We start from the raw sequence: 20,053 nt of genomic DNA, 5'->3' as shown, positions 1-20,053 counted from the left end.
AAAAGAAAAATTGCTAATGCTTTCAAAGCATTTGCTGTTCATGTCCCCTGGCGACAACCTGGGCGCATTAGGCTAAAGTAATGGCTCATTTGTTGGATGTCCGGAGTGACGATGTACGATCAATATGACGCACTGATTTTCGATATGGACGGCACGATTCTCGATACCGAGCCGACACATCGAAAAGCGTGGCATCAGGTACTGGGACGATATGGATTGTCGTTAGACGAATCGCAAATGGTTGGTTTCAACGGCGCGCCCACCTGGCGACTTGCGCAATTTATTATCGAACAAAACCGCTCCTCTCAGGATCCGTATCAGCTGGCCGCCGAAAAAACCGCGGCGGTTAAGGCCATGCTGCTGGAAAACGTGCGTCCGCTTCCGCTGATGGAGGTGGTGAAAGCCTATCACGGCCGCCGTCCGATGGCGGTCGGCACAGGAAGCGAACACAGCATGGCGGATGCGCTGCTCAACCAGCTGGGCGTTCGCGAGCTCTTCACTGCGGTGGTGGGCGCCGACGACGTCGAGCGTCACAAACCCGAACCCGATACGTTTTTACGCTGCGCAGCGCTGATGGGCGTCGAGCCCGCACGGTGCGTAGTGTTCGAAGACGCCGATTTTGGCGTACAGGCGGCGAAAGCGGCCGGTATGGATGTGGTTGACGTGCGCCTGCTGTGAGTGACGTTCTGGCGCTTGCTTCTCTGTTTGGCAGCAGCTTTCTCAGCGCCACCCTGTTACCGGGAAGTTCTGAGGCGCTGCTGATTGCGTTACTGGTTGCCAAAAAGGCTTCCGTTTTTGGATTGATTGTCGCTGCATCAGTGGGAAATACGCTGGGCGGCATAACCAATATTTTTCTTGGTCGCTTGCTGCCGTTGAAACGGCAGGGGCGATGGCATGACACAGCAATAACGTGGTTGCACCGACTGGGACCTGCAGCGCTGTTGCTGAGCTGGCTGCCGGTAATCGGCGACCTGCTCTGCGTGCTCGCAGGCTGGATGCGCTTTGCCTGGCTTCCGGTCCTGCTGTTTCTCGCCGTCGGGAAAACACTGCGTTATATCGTTATCGCGACCGCCACCTTACAGGGTTTGCAATGGTGGCATTGATTCGCACAGATTCGAGGCTAGGGTTAACATTATGCTGAACAAAAATAAATTACTGTCCCAGCGGGAGGTTAATGTGATCCCGGACGTATCTAAAGCGCTCTCCTGGCTGGAAGCGCATCCCAATGCCTTGAAAGGTATTGGCCGCGGCATTGAACGCGAAACGCTGCGCGTAAAGCCTGATGGTCATCTGGCGGAGAGCGGCCATCCCGACTCGCTGGGATCGGCGCTGAAGCATGACTGGATTACCACCGACTTCGCGGAAACGCTGCTGGAATTCATCACGCCGGTGGATCAAAACATCGACCATATGCTGGCGTTTCTGCGCGATATCCATCGCCATGTGGCGCGCGAGCTGGCTGAAGAGCGCATGTGGCCTTTCAGCATGCCTTGTTTGATCGACGACGCCGATCGCATCGAGCTGGCGCAGTACGGCAGTTCTAACATTGGACGCATGAAGACGCTCTATCGTCAGGGGCTGAAAAATCGCTACGGCGCGCTGATGCAGACCATCTCCGGCATCCACTATAACTTCTCGCTGCCGCTGAGCTTCTGGCAGGAGTGGGCGGACGTTAAAGATGCCGAAAGCGGCAAAGAGACCATCTCTGCCGGCTATCTGCGCCTTATCCGCAACTACTACCGTTACGGCTGGGTGATCCCTTATCTCTTCGGCGCCTCGCCGGCGATTAGCTCCAGCTTCCTGCAGGGACGCGAGAGCAAACTGCCGTTTGAAACCGATGGCAAAGATTCGCTGTGGCTGCCCTATGCGACCTCGCTGCGCCTGAGCGACCTCGGCTACACCAACAAGTCGCAGAGCGGTCTCGGTATTACCTTCAACTCCCTTGAGGGATACGTTAAGGCGTTAAAAGCCGCCATCAAAACGCCGTCTGAAGAGTATGCCGCGATGGGCACGAAAGATGCGGACGGCAACTGGCTGCAGCTTAATACAAACGTACTGCAGATTGAGAACGAGCTTTACGCGCCGATCCGTCCGAAGCGCGTAACCCGCTCCGGCGAAGCGCCTTCCGATGCGCTGCTGCGCGGCGGCATTGAGTATATCGAAGTGCGCTCGCTCGACATCAACCCGTTCTCTGCCATCGGCGTCGACGCCAACCAGGTGCGTTTCCTCGATCTCTTCCTGATCTGGTGCACGCTGGCCGACGCGCCTGAAATGAGCGCCGATGAGCTGCTGTGCACGCGTAAAAACTGGAATCGCGTGGTGCTGGAAGGGCGCAAGCCGAACCAGAAAATTTCGGTCGGCTGCAGCGAAACTGAACATTCGCTGGTAGAAGTGGGCAAAGCGCTGTTCGCCGATCTGCATCGCGTGGCGGAAGTGCTCGACAGCAATCAGGGCAGCACGCAATATCAACAGGTGTGCGATCAACTGGTAGCGTCCTTTGACGATCCTGAGCTAACCTATTCGGCGCGCATTCTGCAGGCGATCAAAGCCAGCGGCGTCACCGATACCGGCATCGCTCTGGCGGAACAGTATCGTCATATGCTGTGCGAAGAGCCGCTGGAAGTGATTAGCGAAGAAGATTTTACGCGTCAGGCGCTGGAGTCGGTTGCGGCACAGAAGAAGCTGGAAGAGGGCGATACGCTCGATTTTGAAGCTTACCTTGCCAGTCGCGAAGGCTAGAAAAGAAAAAGGCCACATCAATGTGGCCAAATTAACATCTCTGTTGTCAGGGATGATGATAACAAATGCGCGTCTTTCATATATTCAGACGTTGGGCGAACAGAAAAGTTTCATCGTTTATAAAAAAATTTCAAAACAGGAGGTGACGTATGCCACTACTGGACAGTTTTACCGTTGACCATACCATTATGGCCGCGCCCGCAGTGCGTGTTGCGAAGACCATGAAAACTCCCCATGGCGATACCATCACCGTTTTTGACCTGCGTTTCTGCCGTCCCAACAAAGAGATCCTGACCGAGCGCGGTATCCATACGCTCGAGCATCTCTTCGCGGGCTTTATGCGTAATCACCTTAACGGCGACGGCGTAGAAATCGTGGATATCTCTCCAATGGGATGCCGCACCGGTTTCTACATGAGCCTGATCGGCACGCCGGACGAGCAGCGCGTCGCCAGCGCATGGAAAGGAGCAATGGAAGACGTTCTGAAGGTGAAGGATCAGAATCAAATCCCTGAGCTGAATGAATACCAGTGCGGCAGCTACAAGCTGCATTCGCTCGACGAAGCGCAGCAGATCGCGCGCAACGTGCTGGCGCACGATATCGGCGTGAACCGCAACGAAGATCTGAAGCTGCCGGCTGAAAAGCTGCAAGAGCTGCATATCTAGTCGTGGTGGGTCACGCGCAGTAAAAAAAACGCCGCATCGATGCGGCGTTTTTTATGGGCGGGCGTCGTCAGGAGCCGACAGAGGACTTCAGCGGCGTCTGCGGCGTAATGCGCACCTGCTTTACCATATTGTCCTGCACGTCAAGAATATCGACGGCGTAGTTCGCCAGTTCAACGCGCGTGTTGATCTCGGGGATCTCCTCCAGCGCTTCCAGCAGCATGCCGTTGATGGTGCGCGCTTCCTGCTCCGGCAGATGCCAGTTAAACGCCTTGTTAATTTCCCGCACGTTGGCGCTGCCTTCCACCAGCACAGAGCCGTCGTTCTGCGGCATCACCTCTTCCGCAAGGGTAGGGGACATTGAGGTGGTAAAGTCGCCGACGATCTCTTCCAGAATATCCTCGATGGTTACCAGGCCTTTGATATCGCCATACTCATCCACCACCAGACCGACTTTCTTTTTGTTGCGCTGGAATTTTACCAGCTGAATATTGAGCGGCGTGCCTTCTGGTACGTAGTAGATCTCATCGGCGGCGCGCAGCAGGGTCTCTTTGTTGAACTCTTTCTTCTCGGTCATGGTGCGCCAGGCTTCGCGTACGCGCAGCATGCCGACGCAGTCGTCCAGCGAGTCGCGGAACAGCACGATGCGGCCGTGCGGCGAGTGGCTGAGCTGGCGCATCACCGACTTCCAGTCGTCGTTGATATTGATGCCGACGATTTCGTTGCGCGGCACCATGATGTCGTCAACGCTGACTTTTTCCAGATCGAGCACTGACAGCAGCATATCCTGATTGCGGCGCGACATCAGGCTGCGCGACTCGTAGACAATGGTGCGCAGCTCTTCCTTGCTTAGCGCCGAGCTGGCGGCGCCCTCGGTTTTCATGCCGGCCATACGCATCAGCAGGCGCGTGATGGTGTTCAGCAGCCAGACCAGCGGCGACATAACGATCTGCAGCGGGCCCAGCAGCATGCTGCTGGGAAAAGCGACCCGCTCGGGATAGAGCGCCGCCACGGTTTTCGGCAGCACTTCCGCAAACACCAGCACGACAAAAGTCAGGATGCCGGTCGCAATGGCGACGCCTTCATCGCCATGCAGGCGCATGCCCACGATGGTAGCGAGCGCGGAAGCCAGAATATTCACCAGGTTGTTGCCGATCAGCACCAGGCTGAGCAGGCGGTCGGGGCGGCGCAGCAGCTTTTCCACCCGGCGGGCGGCGCGGCTGCCGTTTTTCGCCTGATGGCGCAGCTTATAGCGGTTAAGCGTCATCATGCCGGTTTCCGACCCGGCGAACCAGGCGGAAACCAGCACCATAACGACCAGAATAATAATAAGGGTGGTGGTTGAAACCTGTTCCAACGCAGAACTTCCTTTTGGTTAAGACGAGTGAGTCAGCAGGTGCTGTAAGATACGACTGCCGAAGTAGGCCATAGTCAACAGCAGCGCGCCGCCGCAGTTGAACCACACAACGCGACGTCCGCGCCAGCCTTCATGATAGTGGCCCCAGAGCAAAACGATATAGACGAACCAGGCAAGAATCGACAGCACCGCTTTATCGACGTTCTCGGCGCTGAACAGGTTATGCATATAAAACAGGCCGGTGCAGAGCACCAGCGTCAGCAGCACGACGCCAACCTGGGTGATATGAAACATTTTACGCTCGATGCTCAGCAGCGGCGGCATATCCTGGGTAAAGGCCAGCTTTTTGTTTTTCAGCTGATAGTCGATCCATGCCAGCTGCAGCGCGTAGAGCGCGGCGATAATCAGCGTCGCGTAGGCGAACAGCGACAGGCCGATATGGATCATCATGCCCGGGGTGGTTTCAAGATGGGTGATAAAGGCGTTGGGCACAAAGGTGGCGAACGCCAGATTGATCAGGGCGAAGCTGTAGACGATCGGCAGCAGCAGCCAGCCGCGGTTGCGCGAGGCGACGATGGTCATAATGGCGCAGATAAGCAGGCTCACCAGCGAGCCGATATTCAGCAGGCTGAGGTTCTGCCCGCTGTCGACGGCGAAGATGCGCTGCTGCAGCGCCACAGCGTGCGCCACCAGCGCGAAACAGGCGGAAAGCACCGCCATTCGCCGCCAGCCGCTATTGCGCTTCAACAGGCTGGGAATAATCAGTGCAATACTCAGGGAGTAGGCGAACAGCGCCAGGAGCGAGAAAACGGACATAGATCCTTACAGGTATCAGCGAGATGAAAGGAAAAAGGCAGTATAGCGCCAGCCGAAGCCGCCTCCAACCGATCTGAGGCGCAATAGCAGAGATCGTTGCAGCTTCGTGTTATAATCCGCCGCATTATGCCGATCAGGCGCCTCGCGATTTTTTTTGAGTGAGAGACAATGTTTGACAATTTAACCGATCGTTTGTCGCAAACCCTGCGCAATATCAGCGGCCGCGGAAGGCTGACAGAAGACAACATCAAAGACACGCTGCGCGAAGTGCGCATGGCGCTGCTGGAAGCGGACGTTGCGCTGCCGGTGGTGCGCGACTTTATCAACCGCGTCAAAGAGAGCGCGGTGGGGCACGACGTCAACAAAAGCCTGACGCCAGGCCAGGAGTTTATCAAAATCGTGCGCAACGAGCTGGTTGCGGCGATGGGCGCGGAGAATAACGCGCTTAACCTGGCCGCGCAGCCGCCGGCCGTGGTGCTGATGGCAGGTCTGCAGGGCGCGGGTAAAACCACCAGCGTCGGCAAACTGGGTAAATTCCTGCGCGAAAAGCACAAGAAGAAAGTGCTGGTCGTCTCTGCGGACGTTTATCGCCCGGCGGCGATCAAACAGCTTGAAACCCTGGCGCAGCAGGTCGGCGTCGATTTTTGCCCGTCCGATCTGAGCCAGAAGCCGGTCGACATCGTTAAGAACGCGCTGAAAGAAGCGAAGCTGCAGTTCTACGACGTGCTGCTGGTGGATACCGCCGGTCGTCTGCACGTCGACGAAGCGATGATGGATGAGATCAAGCAGGTGCACGCCGCGATCAATCCGGTCGAAACGCTGTTCGTGGTCGACGCCATGACCGGCCAGGATGCGGCGAACACGGCGAAAGCCTTTAACGAAGCGCTGCCCCTGACCGGCGTCATCCTGACGAAGGTCGACGGCGACGCGCGCGGCGGTGCGGCTCTGTCGATTCGTCATATCACCGGCAAACCGATCAAGTTTATGGGCGTCGGTGAGAAAACCGAGGCGCTGGAGCCTTTCTATCCCGATCGTATCGCCTCGCGTATTCTCGGCATGGGCGACGTGCTGTCGCTGATCGAGGATATCGAGAGCAAGGTTGACCGCGATCAGGCGGAAAAGCTGGCGAAAAAGCTCAAAACCGGCGACGGTTTCGACCTCAACGACTTTCTCGAGCAGCTTAAGCAGATGCGCAACATGGGCGGCATGGCGAGCCTGATGGGCAAACTGCCGGGCATGGGGCAACTGCCGGACAACGTGAAGTCGCAGATGGACGATAAGGTGCTGGTGCGTATGGAGGCGATTATCAACTCCATGACGCGCAAAGAGCGCGAGAAGCCGGAGATTATCAAAGGCTCGCGCAAACGCCGCATCGCTACTGGCGCCGGCATGCAGGTGCAGGACGTCAACCGCTTGCTGAAGCAGTTCGACGATATGCAGCGCATGATGAAGAAAATGAAGAAGGGCGGCATGGCGAAAATGATGCGCGGTATGAAAGGCATGATGCCCCCAGGATTCCCCGGACGCTAAGCGTTCGGCAATAAAAGCCCGAAAGGTTGCCCTCACAGGTTGCTTTTTGCGCCGAAATGAGTAAAATTTTCGGGCTTTTTATATTGCACCCGGGCCCCGTTCCCTCAATGGGGCCCGGTTGTTTTATTAACTTAAGAGGATGTTATGGTAACAATTCGTTTGGCACGTCACGGCGCTAAAAAGCGTCCGTTCTATCAGGTCGTCGTTACTGACAGCCGCAATGCACGTAACGGTCGCTTCATCGAGCGCGTTGGTTTCTTCAACCCGATCGCATCTGGTCAGGCTGAAGGTCTGCGTCTGGATCTGGACCGTATCGAGCACTGGGTTGGCCAGGGCGCAACGCTTTCCGATCGCGTTAACGCGCTGATCAAAGAAGCAAAAAAAGCAGCTTAATCTGTCACGGTGGTGAGCATGAGCAAAGAAGTTGCCGCACAGCCTCCCGTTAAGCCCCTCGTACTGGGCAAAATGGGCGCTGCCTACGGCATACGTGGCTGGCTCAAAGTGTTTTCCTCCACCGAAGCGGCCGAAAGTATCTTCGACTACCAACCCTGGTTCATTCAGCGCGCCGGTAAATGGCAGCAGGTTGAGCTGGAAAGTTGGCGGCATCACAATCAGGACCTGATCATCAAAGTCAAAGGCATTGACGATCGGGACGCGGCGACGCAGCTGACCAATTGCGAAATTACGGTCGACTCGGCGCAGCTGCCGCAGCTGGATGACGGCGATTACTACTGGAAAGACCTGATGGGTCTCCAGGTGGTCAACGTTGACGGCTACGAGATGGGCAAAGTCATCGATATGATGGAGACCGGCTCGAACGACGTACTCGTCGTTAAGGCGAACCTGAAAGATGCGTTCGGTGTGAAGGAGCGGTTAATTCCGTTTCTTGATGAACAGGTTATCAAGAAAGTCGATCTCGCTACTGGCGTCATTGAAGTAGACTGGGATCCTGGTTTTTGATCTCCGAATCGCAAGGTAACGTAACGGCGAAAACGATGTGGATTGGTGTTATTAGCCTCTTTCCAGAGATGTTTCGCGCAATTACCGATTACGGGGTAACTGGCCGGGCAGTAAAAAATGGCCTGCTCAGCATCGAGAGCTGGAGTCCTCGCGATTTCGCTCACGACCGGCACCGCACGGTGGACGATCGTCCTTACGGCGGCGGACCGGGAATGCTGATGATGGTGCAGCCCTTACGGGATGCAATCCACGCAGCGAAAGCGGCGGCGGGAGAAGGGGCCAGGGTAATCTACCTGTCACCTCAGGGACGCAAACTTGACCAACAGGGCGTTTGCGAACTGGCGACGCAGCAGAAGTTAATTCTGGTCTGCGGCCGCTATGAAGGTATTGATGAGCGCGTAATTAAAACCGAAATTGACGAAGAGTGGTCAATCGGCGACTACGTGCTCAGCGGCGGCGAACTGCCAGCCATGACGATGATTGACTCAGTGGCCCGGTTAATTCCTGGCGTGCTGGGCAAGCAGGCGTCAGCCGAGGAGGATTCGTTCTCTGACGGCTTGCTGGACTGTCCGCACTATACCCGACCTGAAGTGCTGGAAGGCATGGAGGTACCGGCAGTTTTACTGTCTGGCAACCATGCAGAGATTCGCCGTTGGCGCCTGAAACAGTCGCTGGGCCGTACCTGGCTAAGAAGACCTGAACTTCTGGAAAACCTGGCTCTGACTGAAGAGCAAGCAAGGTTGCTGAAAGCGTTCCAGCTGGAACATCAGCAACAAAACGATGAGGCGGCAGAGTAATCTCCCGCGACTATCAGTTTACCCAGGATAAGAGATTTAATTATGAGCAACATTATCAAGCAAATTGAACAAGAGCAGATGAAACAGGACGTACCTTCCTTCCGCCCGGGTGATTCCGTGGAAGTGAAAGTATGGGTCGTTGAAGGTTCTAAAAAACGTCTGCAGGCATTCGAGGGCGTGGTTATCGCTATCCGTAACCGCGGTCTGCACTCTGCATTCACTGTTCGTAAGATTTCTAACGGCGAAGGCGTTGAGCGTGTCTTCCAGACTCACTCTCCGGTCATCGACAGCATCTCTGTCAAACGCCGTGGTGCTGTGCGTAAAGCCAAACTGTACTACCTGCGTGAGCGTACTGGTAAGTCAGCTCGTATCAAAGAGCGTCTTAACTAAGGTATCGCTAACGCGACATCTAAAAGTTAATAGCAAACAAGGGGTTGGCGTGATGCCAGCCCCTTTTTTTATGCCTGCGCCTCGGGACGATGCACATGGTATATCGCTGTATTCACCGGCCCGCTCTCCAGCACGATTAAACCGTAGCGCATATCGATAAAGCGCGCGCCGCAGCGCTCCGCTACCGCGCGGCTGGCGCGGTTCTCTTCCGCCGCAAGAATTTCGATGACCTTCACCTCCGGTCGTGCAAATCCCATCTCAAGCAGCAGTGCAACGGCGCGGCTGGCGACGCCCTGTCGCTGCATATCGCTACGTACCCAGTATCCTAGCGCGGCAAACTGACCCGGTTCGCGGGCAAAACGGATCCCGGCGCCGCCCAGCAAACGATCCCGATCGTCAACAATGGCGAACTCTTCCGCTTCGCCCTTTATTCGCTGCTGCTGCGTAAAAGCGATCCAGCTCGCTGCCTCTTCGGGTTGATAGTCTGGATGCGCCCATACCATCCAGGGCTGCAGCGTATTCAGCGAGGCGTTGACGGCAGCGGTAAAGGAAGGGATGTCGTCGCGGGTAAAAGGACGCAGTCGAATCGAAGAGGCCAGAGAAGTCATAAAGTACCTGATGGAAAAGGGGTTTTAGCAAAGCGTATCAGGCGATAAGAGAGAATGCTAAACTTGTGGTGTAATTTATTATTTACACTTGTTTGGGGTTCGTTTTGTTAGGTTTGTATTTAATTAAATGAAAATTATGATTTTTTTAAATAGGCGCGCATACAATATTCTTGTGTGGTAATAAAAGTGTACATAAATGGATTGCTTGTTTTACGTTCTGTGATAGAGTGTCCTCTATCCTGTCAGAGGATCATTCACCGCATAACGAGGAAAAAAGGATCGTAGCCATGCAAAAAGACGCGCTGAACAATGTCCACATTGCGAATGAACAGATTTTAATTACGCCGGAAGAGCTGAAAGCGAAATTTCCGCTGACCGCCCAGCAGGAAGCGCAGATCGCCGCTTCGCGCCAGACCATTTCCGACATCATCGCCGGCCGCGATCCGCGCCTGCTGGTGGTTTGCGGTCCCTGTTCGATCCATGACACCGAAGCCGCTCTGGATTACGCTCGTCGCCTGAAAGATCTCTCTGACCAGCTGAAGGATCAGCTCTATATCGTTATGCGCGTCTATTTTGAAAAACCCCGCACCACCGTCGGTTGGAAAGGGTTGATCAACGATCCTTACATGGACAACTCCTTTGATATGGAAGCGGGTCTGCACATTGCGCGCCAGCTGCTGGTGAACCTGGTAGAGATGGGGCTGCCGCTCGCCACCGAAGCGCTCGATCCAAATAGCCCGCAATACCTCGGCGATCTCTTCAGCTGGTCGGCGATTGGCGCGCGCACTACTGAGTCGCAAACGCATCGCGAAATGGCGTCAGGCCTCTCAATGCCGGTCGGCTTCAAGAACGGCACCGACGGCAGCCTCGGCACCGCGATCAACGCCATGCGCGCCGCCGCGATGCCGCACCGTTTCGTTGGCATTAATCAGGCGGGGCAGGTTTGCTTGCTGCAGACGCAGGGCAACCCAGATGGTCACGTTATTCTGCGCGGCGGCAAAGCGCCGAACTACGGTCCGGAAGACGTGGCGCAGTGTGAAAAAGAGATGGTCAAAGCGGGACTGCGCCCGGCCTTGATGATAGATTGCAGCCATGGCAATTCTAACAAAGACTACCGCCGCCAGCCTGGCGTCGCCGAATCGGCGATAGCCCAGATCAAAGATGGCAACCGCTCGATTATTGGCCTGATGCTGGAGAGCCATATTAATGAAGGCAGCCAGTCTTCCGAGCAGCCGCGCAGCGAAATGAAATACGGTGTTTCCGTGACAGATGCCTGCATCAACTGGGAAACCACCGAAACGCTGCTGCGCGAGATGCATCAGGATCTGCAAGAGGTGCTGTCGGCGCGTCTGTCACACGAGGTGTAATGAGCAATGGTGGCTGAACTGACCGCGCTGCGCGATCAAATTGATACTGTCGATAAGGCGCTGCTGGATCTGCTGGCGAAACGCCTGGAGCTGGTGGCTGAAGTTGGCGAAGTAAAGAGCCGCTACGGCTTGCCTATCTACGTACCGGAGCGCGAAGCGTCAATGCTGGCTTCGCGCCGTAAAGAGGCGGAAGCGCTCGGCGTTCCGCCCGATCTGATTGAAGATATCCTGCGCCGTGTGATGCGCGAGTCCTATACCAGCGAGAACGATAAAGGCTTTAAAACCCTTAACCCAGCGCTGCGTCCAGTAGTGATCGTTGGCGGAAAAGGGCAGATGGGCAGCTTGTTTGCGCGCATGCTGACGCTGTCGGGCTACAACGTGAAGACGCTGGATAAAGAGGACTGGGATCGCGCGCCGTCGCTGCTGAGCGATGCCGGCATGGTGATTATCAGCGTGCCGATCCATCTTACGGAGCAGGTGATCGCACAACTGCCGCCGTTGCCGGAAGACTGTATTCTGGTGGATCTGGCCTCGGTCAAGAACCGTCCTTTGCAAGCAATGCTGGCGGCGCATGCGGGCCCGGTGCTGGGTCTGCATCCCATGTTCGGGCCGGACAGCGGCAGTCTGGCGAAACAGGTGGTGGTCTGGTGCGACGGACGCCAGCCTGAAGCCTATCAGTGGTTCCTGGAGCAGATTCAGGTGTGGGGCGCGCGGCTGCATCGCATCAGCGCGGTTGAGCACGACCAGAATATGGCGTTTATACAGGCGCTGCGCCACTTCGCGACTTTCGCCTACGGTCTGCATCTCGCGGAAGAGAACGTCAACCTCGATCAGCTGCTGGCGCTCTCATCGCCGATTTATCGTCTCGAGCTGGCGATGGTGGGACGGCTGTTCGCGCAGGATCCTCAGCTCTATGCGGACATCATTATGTCCTCCGAAAGCAATCTGGCGCTGATTAAACGTTATTACCAGCGCTTTGGCGAAGCTATTAAGCTGCTGGAACAGGGCGATAAGCAGGCATTTATCGCCAGCTTCAACCGCGTCGAACACTGGTTTGGCGATCACGCTAAACGCTTTATGGTTGAAAGCCGCAGCCTGCTGCGCTCCGCTAACGACAGTAGACCGTAAAAAACGGCTCACGCATGCCAGCCCCTGAACCGCAATTAAAAACGGCATCCTTACGGATGCCGTTCTGTTATGCGCTGCGCGGCTCCACCGCGACAACATTCTCGCCAGGATAGCATCCCAGCACTTTCAGCATGCGGGTCAGCCCTTTTAGCTCCTGCAGCGCCTGCTGCATGCTGTCTGACTCAAGATTGCCCTGCACGTCGATATAAAACATCTCTTCCCACGGGTTGCCGTTAATCGGACGCGACTCCAGCTTGCTCATAATCAGGTTATGCTGACGCAGCACCAGCAGCGCTTCCACCAGCGCGCCCGCCTGCTGGCCGGTCGCCATCAGCAGCGTGGTTTTCGCCGGAACCTGATCGGAGACGGCGATGGCCTTACGCGCCAGCACGATAAAGCGAGTATGGTTTTGCTGCTGATTCGCCAGATTGCGCTCCAGAACCTGCAGATGATAGAGCTCGCCGCCTGCCTCGCTGCCCAGCGCCGCCGCTTTCGGTGAGTTCAGCGCCGCGACTTTTTCCATAGCGGCAGCGGTGCTCTCGGTATATTCGATCTTCCAGTGCGGGAAACGACTAATAAACTGGCTGCACTGCTGGAACGGCTGCGGGTGACTATAAACGGTTTCAATCTGCTGCAGATCGGTGTCGCCTGTTACCAGCACGCAGTGCTCGATAGGCTGGGTCAGTTCGCCCACAATCGAGAGGCTGGTCTGCTGCAGCAGATCGTAAACGTCATTGATCGAGCCGGAACTGGTGTTTTCAATCGGCAGCACCGCGTAATCAGCCTGGCCGTTTTCAACCTGACGAATAATATCCTGAAACTTGAGGCAGCCGATCTCTACCATATTGTCGAAGTGGCGCGCGGCATACTGGCGTGCGGCGAGATGGGAATAGGAACCTTTCGGGCCAAGGAAAGCGATGCGCGCCGCCAGCGCATGAGCATGGTTCAGGTTTTTCTGCAGCAGCGCCTGCTGCGTCAGAACGGAATCTTCAATGATTTGCTGAAACAGGCGCGTGATGTAGTGCGCATCCAGCTGATGTTTCTTGCCAAGCACGATCAGGTGCTCCAGCAGCGCACGCTCGCGTTCGATATCGCGAATCGGCCGGTGTGTGGCCAGTTTCGCTTCGGCAACCTTCACGGCCAGCGCGCGACGCTCAGCCAGCAGCGTCAGCAGTTTCTCATCTACGGCGCTGATCTGGTCACGCAGCGCCAGCAAGGGATTATCGGGATTCATAGGGCTCACCTGTAAGCTGTCCAATAAAAAAGCCTCCCGGTTGGGAGGCTTTGTTGTTCGTCTTCGCTTTCGTTTTCACACGACGAATCGCCTCCCAGTCAGGGGAAGGTAAAAAAGAAAGCGAAGAAAAACGGCAGACGTTTCATGGTGATTTCCATTCAAAAGGTGATTTGAGAGTACCCGTACTGATTTAAGGCTGTCAATAAAAAACGCGCCCGCAGGCGCGTTTGCTAAAACTGTATGTATCAGGTGGCCGGCGTGAAATTTTTCACGCTGGTCGCTGCCCGACGGGCTTCAGGCTTATGCTGAACCTTATTCAACTGACGCTCAAGCTTACCGATGAGATCGTTAATCGCCGTATACATATCCTCGTGCTTAGCGCTGGCCACCAGCGTGCCGTTGGGCGTATTGATCGTGGCGTCGGCCACGAATTCTTTCGGCGCTTTAGAGAGAACGATGTGCGGATTTATCAGATGAGCTTGCCATTTTTCCAGCTTGGCGAGACGGTCTTCGACATGGTCGCGGATAGCCGCGGTGATTTCCATTTGTTTGCTGGTAATGTTCAGAATCATAGGTCTACCTCTCTGTCATTTCCGTCTGGGTAGATCCAGCATAACGCGCTGAACAATGAAATGTGTGATTTTGATCACGAAAAAATGTCACTTTTTGTCAATGGCAATGATTTGTGAGAAAGGCTGGGAATGCAGCCGAAATGCCTTGAATCGGTGCGCGGAGAGGCGCATGATTGACGGGTTACATTAGCGAGGAATTCACAAAATCGTCGATTTTTCGCCCATAAAAAAGCAGCCATTACGGCTGCTTTTTCATTTTTTCGGACTCAGTTTTAGCTGGAGCTATTTGCGGCAATAATTTTCGCCACTTTGTCCGCTTCGGCATTCAGCTGCAGATTGCGATAGGCTTTTTCCATCAGCGGCAGCGCATCGCGCGTGGCCTGCGTATCAGGATAATCGCGCATCATGCCTTCAACGCGGTTAACAACCGCGACATACGCTTCGCGCTTAGTATAGAATTGCGCCACCGACAGCTCATATTTCGCCAGGCGGTCTTTCAGATAGACCAGGCGTTTTTGCGCATCGGCTGCATACTGGCTGTTTGGATAGTTACGCAGCAGCTGCGAGAAGTCGCGGAACGCGTCGCGAGCATGGGTCGGATCGCGATCGGAACGGTCGATGCCGAAGAAGCCCTGCAGCGCAGAGTCGTCCAGCGCCATATCCGTCAGGCCGCGCATATAGATAACGTAGTCGATGTTCGGATGGGTCGGGTTAAGACGCATAAAGCGATCTATGGCAGCCTGCGCCAACGGCAAATCGGCGTTTTTGTAGTAGGCATAGATCAAATCAAGCTGTACCTGCTGAGAATAAGGACCAAAAGGATAACGGTTGTCCAGCGCTTCCAGTTGCTTAATCGCCGCTTTAAAGTTACCGTCCTGCAGCTTTTCCTGAGCGGTAGCGTAGATTTCGGAAGGCGGGCTGTCCGGTACTGTGTCCTTTGAGCTGGAACAACCCACAAGGGCCAGGCTCAGTGTGGCAGCAGCCACCAGATATTTCATACGCGTCATGACGAAATGGTTATCCTCAAATTTGTTATGGCGGAAGCTGTCCGTATAGCTCCCGGTAATGACCAGGTACGATAGCACATTATATTAAACGGCATCGCCGTGAAAACCCAACGTTAACGAAGAAGCTGTATATGGCACAACAAGTTCAACTCACCGCAACGGTCTCCGAAGCGCAGCTGGGACAACGCTTAGATCAAACTTTGGCGGAATTGTTCCCCGATTATTCACGCTCGCGCATAAAAGAGTGGATCCTTGACCGACGCGTCAGCGTTAACGGCGCGATTGTCGATAAACCGAAAGAGAAAGTATTGGGCGGCGAACAGGTCGCTATCGATGCAGAAATCGAAGAAGAGCAGCGCTGGGAAGCGCAAAACATCCCGCTGAACATCGTGTATGAAGATGACGATATTCTGGTGATCAACAAGCCGCGCGATCTGGTGGTGCATCCCGGCGCCGGCAACCCCGACGGCACCGTACTGAATGCGCTGCTTTATCACTATCCCGCCATTGCCGACGTGCCGCGCGCCGGTATCGTGCATCGACTGGATAAAGACACCACCGGGCTAATGGTAGTGGCGAAAACCGTCCCGGCGCAGACCCACCTGGTGGAAACGCTGCAGCTGCGCGAAATCACCCGCGAGTACGAAGCGGTGGCAATTGGAACGATGACGGCGGGCGGCACGGTAAACGAGCCCATCAGCCGTCACTCGACCAAACGCACCCATATGGCCGTGCATCCGATGGGGAAACCGGCGGTAACGCACTACCGTATTATGGAGCACTTCCGCGCCCATACGCGTCTGCGTCTGCGTCTCGAAACCGGCCGTACGCATCAGATTCGCGTGCATATGTCGCACATCAACCATCCGCTGGTGGGCGACCCGCTGTACGGCGGTCGTCCGCGTCCGCCGAAAGGCGCTTCGGACCAGTTCATCGCTACGCTGCGCGCGTTCGATCGCCAGGCGCTGCACGCGACCATGCTGCGTCTTTACCATCCGATTACCGGAATCGAGATGGAGTGGCATGCGCCGCTGCCGCAGGACATGGTGGAGCTGATTGAGGTACTGAAAGCGGATACCGAAGAGTTCCGCGACCAGATGGACTGGCTATGAGTTGGGTCCTGCCGGACTGGCCCGCGCCCGCCAGCGTAGGTGCCTGCTCAACGCTACGCGGCGATGGCGCCAGCCTGGCACCCTGGGATGCGTTCAACCTGGGCGGCCATGTTGGTGACGATCCGGCACACGTGGCTACCAACCGACAGAGCCTGGTAACGCGCGCTGCGTTGCCGGCGATGCCGCACTGGCTTGAGCAGGTTCACGGCACCGATGTGGTTCGCCTGCCTGTTGAGCAGACAGAGCCCTTACGGGCGGATGCCTGCATCACGCGCGAAGCGGGCGTGGTGTGCGCGGTGATGACGGCGGATTGTCTGCCGGTGCTGTTCTGCTCTTATGACGGCAGCGAAATTGCCGCAGCGCATGCGGGCTGGCGCGGCCTGTGCGCGGGGGTGCTGGAAAATACGCTGGCGCGGTTCGCTGCGCCAGCCAGCCAGATACACGCCTGGCTTGGGCCGGCAATCGGTCCCGACGCCTTTGAAGTCGGCAGCGAAGTGCGCGATGCGTTTATGGCGCATGACAACCGTGCTCAGCAGGCCTTTCGTCCGGCGGGCGCTAAGTATTTCGCTGATATCTGGCTGCTTGCGCAGCAGCGGCTGCAGGCGGCGGGCGTCACCTCCGTGAGCATGACGCGTCGCTGCACCTTTCATGAGAGTGGCGATTTTTTCTCCTTCCGACGCGACGGAACCACCGGGCGTATGGCTTCTTTAATTTGGCTGAGATAACCTTACGCCACAAGACGATCCAGTAGCGTATTTTTTGCTCATGATGCAGGTCATTAACCTTGAAAATTTGAGGGATGACCTCATTTTAATCTCCAGTAGCATTTTGACCTGTAATGGGAGGAATCATGCGTCTGGATCGTCTTACCAACAAATTCCAACTGGCCCTTGCCGACGCGCAGTCCCTTGCTCTGGGACACGACAACCAATTTATTGAACCTCTGCATCTGATGAGCGCGCTGCTCAATCAGGAAGGTGGATCCGTTCGTCCGTTATTAGCCTCTGCAGGCGTTGACGTTGCCGCTCTGCGCAACGGCGTCGAGCAGGCTATCAACCGTTTGCCCCAGGTAGAGGGCAGCGAAGGGGATGTTCAACCGTCCGCTGACCTGGTTCGCGTGCTTAACCTGTGCGACAAGCTGGCGCAGAAGCGTGGCGACAATTTTATCTCATCTGAACTCTTTGTTCTGGCTGCCCTCGACTCGCGCGGCTCTTTAGCCGATCTGCTGAAATCGGCCGGTGCGACCACTGACAAGCTAACCAAAGCGATTGAGCAGCTGCGTGGAGGCGACAACGTGAACGATCAAGGGGCTGAAGATCAGCGCCAGGCATTAAAGAAATACACCATCGACCTGACCGAGCGCGCCGAACAGGGCAAGCTCGACCCGGTCATCGGCCGTGACGAAGAGATTCGCCGCACTATTCAGGTGTTGCAGCGCCGCACCAAAAACAATCCGGTGCTGATTGGTGAACCCGGCGTGGGTAAAACCGCCATCGTGGAAGGCCTGGCGCAGCGCATCATTAACGGCGAGGTGCCGGAAGGGCTGAAAGGCCGTCGCGTACTGGCGCTGGATATGGGGGCGCTGGTGGCGGGCGCAAAATACCGCGGCGAGTTTGAAGAGCGTTTGAAAGGCGTACTTAACGATCTGTCGAAGCAGGAAGGCAACGTTATCCTGTTTATCGATGAGCTGCATACTATGGTCGGCGCCGGTAAAGCTGACGGCGCGATGGATGCCGGCAATATGCTGAAGCCGGCACTGGCGCGCGGCGAGCTGCACTGCGTCGGCGCGACCACGCTGGACGAATATCGGCAGTACATCGAAAAAGATGCCGCGCTGGAGCGCCGTTTCCAGAAAGTCTACGTCGCTGAACCGAGCGTGGAAGATACCATCGCTATCCTGCGCGGTTTGAAAGAGCGCTATGAGCTGCATCACCATGTGCAAATTACCGACCCAGCGATTGTCGCGGCGGCGACGCTGTCGCATCGCTACATCGCCGACCGTCAGCTGCCGGATAAAGCCATTGACCTGATCGACGAGGCCGCGTCCAGCATCCGTTTGCAGATCGACTCGAAACCGGAACCGCTCGATCGCCTGGAGCGCCGCATCATTCAGCTGAAGCTGGAGCAGCAGGCGCTGAAGAAAGAGTCGGATGACGCCAGCATTAAGCGTCTAGAAATGCTGGAAAGCGAACTCGACCAGAAAGAGCGCGAATACGCGGAGCTGGAAGAGGAGTGGAAAGCAGAGAAGGCCTCTCTTACCGGCACGCAGAATATCAAGGCGGAACTGGAGCAGGCACGCTTGTCGCTGGAACAGGCGCGTCGCGTGGGCGACCTGGCGCAAATGTCCGAGCTGCAGTATGGCAAGATCCCGGAGCTGGAAAAACAGCTGGCGGCCGCCACGCAGTCTGAAGGTAAGACCATGAAGCTGCTGCGCAACCGCGTTACCGATGTCGAGATCGCTGACGTGCTGGCGCGCTGGACCGGCATTCCCGTGGCGCGCATGATGGAAGGCGAGCGTGATAAGCTGCTGCGTATGGAGCAGGATCTGCACGCGCGCGTTATCGGCCAGAACGAGGCGGTGGAAGCGGTATCGAACGCGATTCGTCGTAGCCGCGCAGGCTTGTCGGATCCAAATCGACCTATCGGTTCGTTCCTGTTCCTCGGTCCGACCGGTGTGGGTAAAACCGAGCTCTGTAAAGCGCTGGCGAATTTCCTCTTCGACAGCGACGACGCCATGGTGCGCATCGACATGTCGGAATTCATGGAAAAACATTCCGTGTCGCGGCTGGTGGGCGCGCCTCCGGGATATGTCGGTTATGAAGAGGGCGGCTATCTGACAGAAGCGGTGCGTCGTCGTCCTTACTCGGTCATTCTGCTGGATGAGGTAGAGAAAGCGCATCCGGATGTGTTCAACATTCTGCTGCAGGTGCTGGACGACGGACGTCTGACGGATGGACAGGGCCGCACCGTCGACTTCCGCAATACCGTAGTGATCATGACGTCGAACCTGGGCTCCGATCTGATTCAGGAACGCTTCGGCGAACTGAACTACGCGGAAATGAAAGATGTGGTGATGAATGTGGTCGGCCATCACTTCCGTCCGGAGTTCGTCAACCGTATCGACGAAGTGGTAGTGTTCCATCCGCTGGGCGAGCAGCATATTGCTTCTATCGCGCAGATTCAGCTGCAGCGTCTGTATAAACGTCTGGATGAACGCGGCTACCAGCTGCATATCTCCGACGAAGCGCTGAAACTGCTGGGGGAGAACGGCTACGATCCGGTCTATGGCGCGCGTCCTTTGAAACGTGCGATTCAGCAGCAGATCGAAAACCCGCTGGCGCAGCAGATCCTTTCCGGTCAGCTGGTGCCGGGCAAAACCATCGAAATGGACGTCAAAGAGGGCGAAATCGTCGCTCATCAGTAACTGACATCAGCGAAACGGGCCTGCGGGCCCGTTTTTTTATGCTAAAAAGCGCTATTTTGACGCAATTTTCAGCGCATTGCCTGGAAAACAGGCGGTTGGTAAAAAAGTTTAAATTAGCACTTGTCAGCCCGGAAGAACTCCCTATAATGCGCCTCCACTGACACGGCACAACGGCTTACGGAATGCGGTGTTCAGGAGATTCGGTTCGCTGAGTCGCCGGATAAAATCCCTGAAAAAAGGGGTTGACTCCGAAGGAGAGTAGCGTAATATACGCCACCTCGCAGCAGCAGGCTCGGCCGCTGACTGCACCGCTCTTTAACAATTTATCAGACAATCTGTGTGGGCACTCG

At 56.1% G+C, this 20,053-nt stretch carries 21 protein-coding genes and 1 other annotated feature; of the genes, 14 read left to right on the top strand and 7 right to left on the bottom strand.

Annotation, left to right across the window (positions count from 1 at the left end; translation table 11 throughout):
- The first annotated feature begins 111 nt into the window (after positions 1–111).
- From yqaB to luxS, 4 genes are all read left to right on the top strand, one after another.
- Positions 112–678 carry a fructose-1-phosphate/6-phosphogluconate phosphatase gene (gene yqaB, locus JS46_RS13300; protein ID WP_033752042.1) on the top strand — a complete coding sequence of 189 codons (567 nt, stop codon included), beginning with the start codon at positions 112–114 and terminating at the stop codon, positions 676–678.
- Complete coding sequence (locus JS46_RS13295) at positions 675–1,103, top strand: YqaA family protein (protein WP_033752039.1); 429 nt, start codon at positions 675–677, stop codon at positions 1,101–1,103. Before yqaB ends, JS46_RS13295 begins: the two co-directional genes overlap by 4 nt.
- 31 nt (positions 1,104–1,134) lie before the next feature.
- The gene (gshA, locus tag JS46_RS13290; protein ID WP_033752036.1) at positions 1,135–2,739 is read left to right on the top strand and encodes a glutamate--cysteine ligase; all 1,605 of its coding nucleotides are present in this window, start codon (positions 1,135–1,137) and stop codon (positions 2,737–2,739) included.
- Positions 2,740–2,888: 149 nt separating this feature from the next.
- Positions 2,889–3,404, top strand: coding sequence for an S-ribosylhomocysteine lyase (gene luxS / locus JS46_RS13285; protein ID WP_033752034.1), 516 nt, complete (start codon positions 2,889–2,891; stop codon positions 3,402–3,404).
- Between the two features lie 67 nt (positions 3,405–3,471).
- On the opposite strand, the gene JS46_RS13280 is transcribed toward luxS, so the two are convergent.
- Both JS46_RS13280 and JS46_RS13275 read right to left on the bottom strand, forming a co-directional pair.
- Positions 3,472–4,758, bottom strand: a complete 1,287-nt coding sequence (locus JS46_RS13280) for an HlyC/CorC family transporter (protein ID WP_033752031.1) — start codon at positions 4,756–4,758, stop codon at positions 3,472–3,474.
- A gap of 18 nt (positions 4,759–4,776) precedes the next feature.
- Positions 4,777–5,574, bottom strand: coding sequence for an inner membrane protein YpjD (locus tag JS46_RS13275; RefSeq protein ID WP_033752029.1), 798 nt, complete (start codon positions 5,572–5,574; stop codon positions 4,777–4,779).
- Positions 5,575–5,742: 168 nt separating this feature from the next.
- On the opposite strand from JS46_RS13275, the gene ffh reads away from it, so the two are divergent.
- The 5 genes from ffh to rplS all read left to right on the top strand — a co-directional run bounded on the left by ffh (position 5,743) and on the right by rplS (position 9,251).
- A complete protein-coding gene (ffh, locus tag JS46_RS13270; RefSeq protein WP_033752026.1) occupies positions 5,743–7,104 on the top strand; it encodes a signal recognition particle protein in 1,362 nt (453 codons plus the stop codon).
- A gap of 144 nt (positions 7,105–7,248) precedes the next feature.
- Positions 7,249–7,497, top strand: coding sequence for a 30S ribosomal protein S16 (gene rpsP, locus JS46_RS13265; protein ID WP_007893313.1), 249 nt, complete (start codon positions 7,249–7,251; stop codon positions 7,495–7,497).
- An 18-nt stretch (positions 7,498–7,515) separates the two neighbouring features.
- Positions 7,516–8,064, top strand: a complete 549-nt coding sequence (gene rimM, locus JS46_RS13260) for a ribosome maturation factor RimM (RefSeq protein ID WP_033752018.1) — start codon at positions 7,516–7,518, stop codon at positions 8,062–8,064.
- A gap of 35 nt (positions 8,065–8,099) precedes the next feature.
- Entirely contained in the window at positions 8,100–8,861 is a 762-nt protein-coding gene (gene trmD, locus JS46_RS13255) for a tRNA (guanosine(37)-N1)-methyltransferase TrmD (RefSeq protein WP_033752014.1), read from the top strand.
- A gap of 42 nt (positions 8,862–8,903) precedes the next feature.
- Positions 8,904–9,251, top strand: coding sequence for a 50S ribosomal protein L19 (rplS, locus tag JS46_RS13250; protein ID WP_033752010.1), 348 nt, complete (start codon positions 8,904–8,906; stop codon positions 9,249–9,251).
- A gap of 68 nt (positions 9,252–9,319) precedes the next feature.
- On the opposite strand, the gene JS46_RS13245 is transcribed toward rplS, so the two are convergent.
- On the bottom strand, positions 9,320–9,859 hold the full coding sequence (locus JS46_RS13245; protein WP_033752007.1) for a GNAT family N-acetyltransferase: 540 nt from the start codon (positions 9,857–9,859) through the stop codon (positions 9,320–9,322).
- A 287-nt stretch (positions 9,860–10,146) separates the two neighbouring features.
- Between JS46_RS13245 and JS46_RS13240 the strand changes: the two genes are divergently transcribed.
- A complete protein-coding gene (locus tag JS46_RS13240) occupies positions 10,147–11,226 on the top strand; it encodes a 3-deoxy-7-phosphoheptulonate synthase (protein WP_033752005.1) in 1,080 nt (359 codons plus the stop codon).
- Positions 11,227–11,232: 6 nt separating this feature from the next.
- On the top strand, positions 11,233–12,354 hold the full coding sequence (gene tyrA / locus JS46_RS13235) for a bifunctional chorismate mutase/prephenate dehydrogenase (RefSeq protein ID WP_033752002.1): 1,122 nt from the start codon (positions 11,233–11,235) through the stop codon (positions 12,352–12,354).
- Between the two features lie 67 nt (positions 12,355–12,421).
- On the opposite strand, the gene pheA is transcribed toward tyrA, so the two are convergent.
- The 4 genes from pheA to bamD all read right to left on the bottom strand — a co-directional run bounded on the left by pheA (position 12,422) and on the right by bamD (position 15,167).
- Complete coding sequence (gene pheA, locus JS46_RS13230) at positions 12,422–13,588, bottom strand: bifunctional chorismate mutase/prephenate dehydratase (RefSeq protein ID WP_033752000.1); 1,167 nt, start codon at positions 13,586–13,588, stop codon at positions 12,422–12,424.
- A 22-nt stretch (positions 13,589–13,610) separates the two neighbouring features.
- Positions 13,611–13,735 (bottom strand) — a sequence feature (Phe leader region).
- Positions 13,687–13,734: a pheA operon leader peptide PheL gene (gene pheL / locus JS46_RS24185; RefSeq protein WP_100279143.1), complete on the bottom strand. Its 48-nt coding sequence runs from the start codon at positions 13,732–13,734 to the stop codon at positions 13,687–13,689. It overlaps the preceding feature by 48 nt.
- Positions 13,736–13,833: 98 nt before the next feature.
- The gene (gene raiA / locus JS46_RS13225) at positions 13,834–14,160 is read right to left on the bottom strand and encodes a ribosome-associated translation inhibitor RaiA (protein WP_033751998.1); all 327 of its coding nucleotides are present in this window, start codon (positions 14,158–14,160) and stop codon (positions 13,834–13,836) included.
- A 272-nt stretch (positions 14,161–14,432) separates the two neighbouring features.
- Positions 14,433–15,167 (bottom strand): outer membrane protein assembly factor BamD, encoded by a 735-nt coding sequence (bamD, locus tag JS46_RS13220; protein ID WP_033751996.1) that lies wholly within the window; start codon positions 15,165–15,167, stop codon positions 14,433–14,435.
- Between the two features lie 131 nt (positions 15,168–15,298).
- Here bamD and rluD point away from each other — a divergent pair, with 131 nt between their 5' ends.
- From rluD to clpB, 3 genes are all read left to right on the top strand, one after another.
- A complete protein-coding gene (rluD, locus tag JS46_RS13215) occupies positions 15,299–16,279 on the top strand; it encodes a 23S rRNA pseudouridine(1911/1915/1917) synthase RluD (protein ID WP_033751993.1) in 981 nt (326 codons plus the stop codon).
- Positions 16,276–17,004, top strand: coding sequence for a purine nucleoside phosphorylase YfiH (gene yfiH, locus JS46_RS13210; RefSeq protein ID WP_033751990.1), 729 nt, complete (start codon positions 16,276–16,278; stop codon positions 17,002–17,004). Before rluD ends, yfiH begins: the two co-directional genes overlap by 4 nt.
- A 125-nt stretch (positions 17,005–17,129) precedes the next feature.
- Positions 17,130–19,703 (top strand): ATP-dependent chaperone ClpB, encoded by a 2,574-nt coding sequence (gene clpB / locus JS46_RS13205; RefSeq protein WP_033751987.1) that lies wholly within the window; start codon positions 17,130–17,132, stop codon positions 19,701–19,703.
- Positions 19,704–20,053: the final 350 nt, after the last annotated feature.

It is taken from the genome of Pantoea sp. NGS-ED-1003 (genome assembly GCF_000738765.1).
In the GTDB taxonomy this organism is placed as follows: Bacteria; Pseudomonadota; Gammaproteobacteria; order Enterobacterales; family Enterobacteriaceae; genus Pantoea; species Pantoea septica.
This window is presented reverse-complemented; position numbering and strand designations above follow the sequence as displayed.

What these genes read in the sequence shown, in the direction of transcription:
- yqaB (WP_033752042.1), top strand. Translation starts at nt 112, where the DNA reads ATGTACGATCAATATGACGCACTGATTTTCGATATGGACGGCACGATT.
- gshA (WP_033752036.1), top strand. Translation starts at nt 1,135, where the DNA reads ATGCTGAACAAAAATAAATTACTGTCCCAGCGGGAGGTTAATGTGATC.
- luxS (WP_033752034.1), top strand. Translation starts at nt 2,889, where the DNA reads ATGCCACTACTGGACAGTTTTACCGTTGACCATACCATTATGGCCGCG.
- JS46_RS13275 (WP_033752029.1), bottom strand. Translation starts at nt 5,574, where the DNA reads ATGTCCGTTTTCTCGCTCCTGGCGCTGTTCGCCTACTCCCTGAGTATT.
- ffh (WP_033752026.1), top strand. Translation starts at nt 5,743, where the DNA reads ATGTTTGACAATTTAACCGATCGTTTGTCGCAAACCCTGCGCAATATC.
- rpsP (WP_007893313.1), top strand. Translation starts at nt 7,249, where the DNA reads ATGGTAACAATTCGTTTGGCACGTCACGGCGCTAAAAAGCGTCCGTTC.
- rimM (WP_033752018.1), top strand. Translation starts at nt 7,516, where the DNA reads ATGAGCAAAGAAGTTGCCGCACAGCCTCCCGTTAAGCCCCTCGTACTG.
- trmD (WP_033752014.1), top strand. Translation starts at nt 8,100, where the DNA reads ATGTGGATTGGTGTTATTAGCCTCTTTCCAGAGATGTTTCGCGCAATT.
- rplS (WP_033752010.1), top strand. Translation starts at nt 8,904, where the DNA reads ATGAGCAACATTATCAAGCAAATTGAACAAGAGCAGATGAAACAGGAC.
- JS46_RS13245 (WP_033752007.1), bottom strand. Translation starts at nt 9,859, where the DNA reads ATGACTTCTCTGGCCTCTTCGATTCGACTGCGTCCTTTTACCCGCGAC.
- JS46_RS13240 (WP_033752005.1), top strand. Translation starts at nt 10,147, where the DNA reads ATGCAAAAAGACGCGCTGAACAATGTCCACATTGCGAATGAACAGATT.
- tyrA (WP_033752002.1), top strand. Translation starts at nt 11,233, where the DNA reads ATGGTGGCTGAACTGACCGCGCTGCGCGATCAAATTGATACTGTCGAT.
- pheA (WP_033752000.1), bottom strand. Translation starts at nt 13,588, where the DNA reads ATGAATCCCGATAATCCCTTGCTGGCGCTGCGTGACCAGATCAGCGCC.
- raiA (WP_033751998.1), bottom strand. Translation starts at nt 14,160, where the DNA reads ATGATTCTGAACATTACCAGCAAACAAATGGAAATCACCGCGGCTATC.
- bamD (WP_033751996.1), bottom strand. Translation starts at nt 15,167, where the DNA reads ATGACGCGTATGAAATATCTGGTGGCTGCTGCCACACTGAGCCTGGCC.
- rluD (WP_033751993.1), top strand. Translation starts at nt 15,299, where the DNA reads ATGGCACAACAAGTTCAACTCACCGCAACGGTCTCCGAAGCGCAGCTG.
- yfiH (WP_033751990.1), top strand. Translation starts at nt 16,276, where the DNA reads ATGAGTTGGGTCCTGCCGGACTGGCCCGCGCCCGCCAGCGTAGGTGCC.
- clpB (WP_033751987.1), top strand. Translation starts at nt 17,130, where the DNA reads ATGCGTCTGGATCGTCTTACCAACAAATTCCAACTGGCCCTTGCCGAC.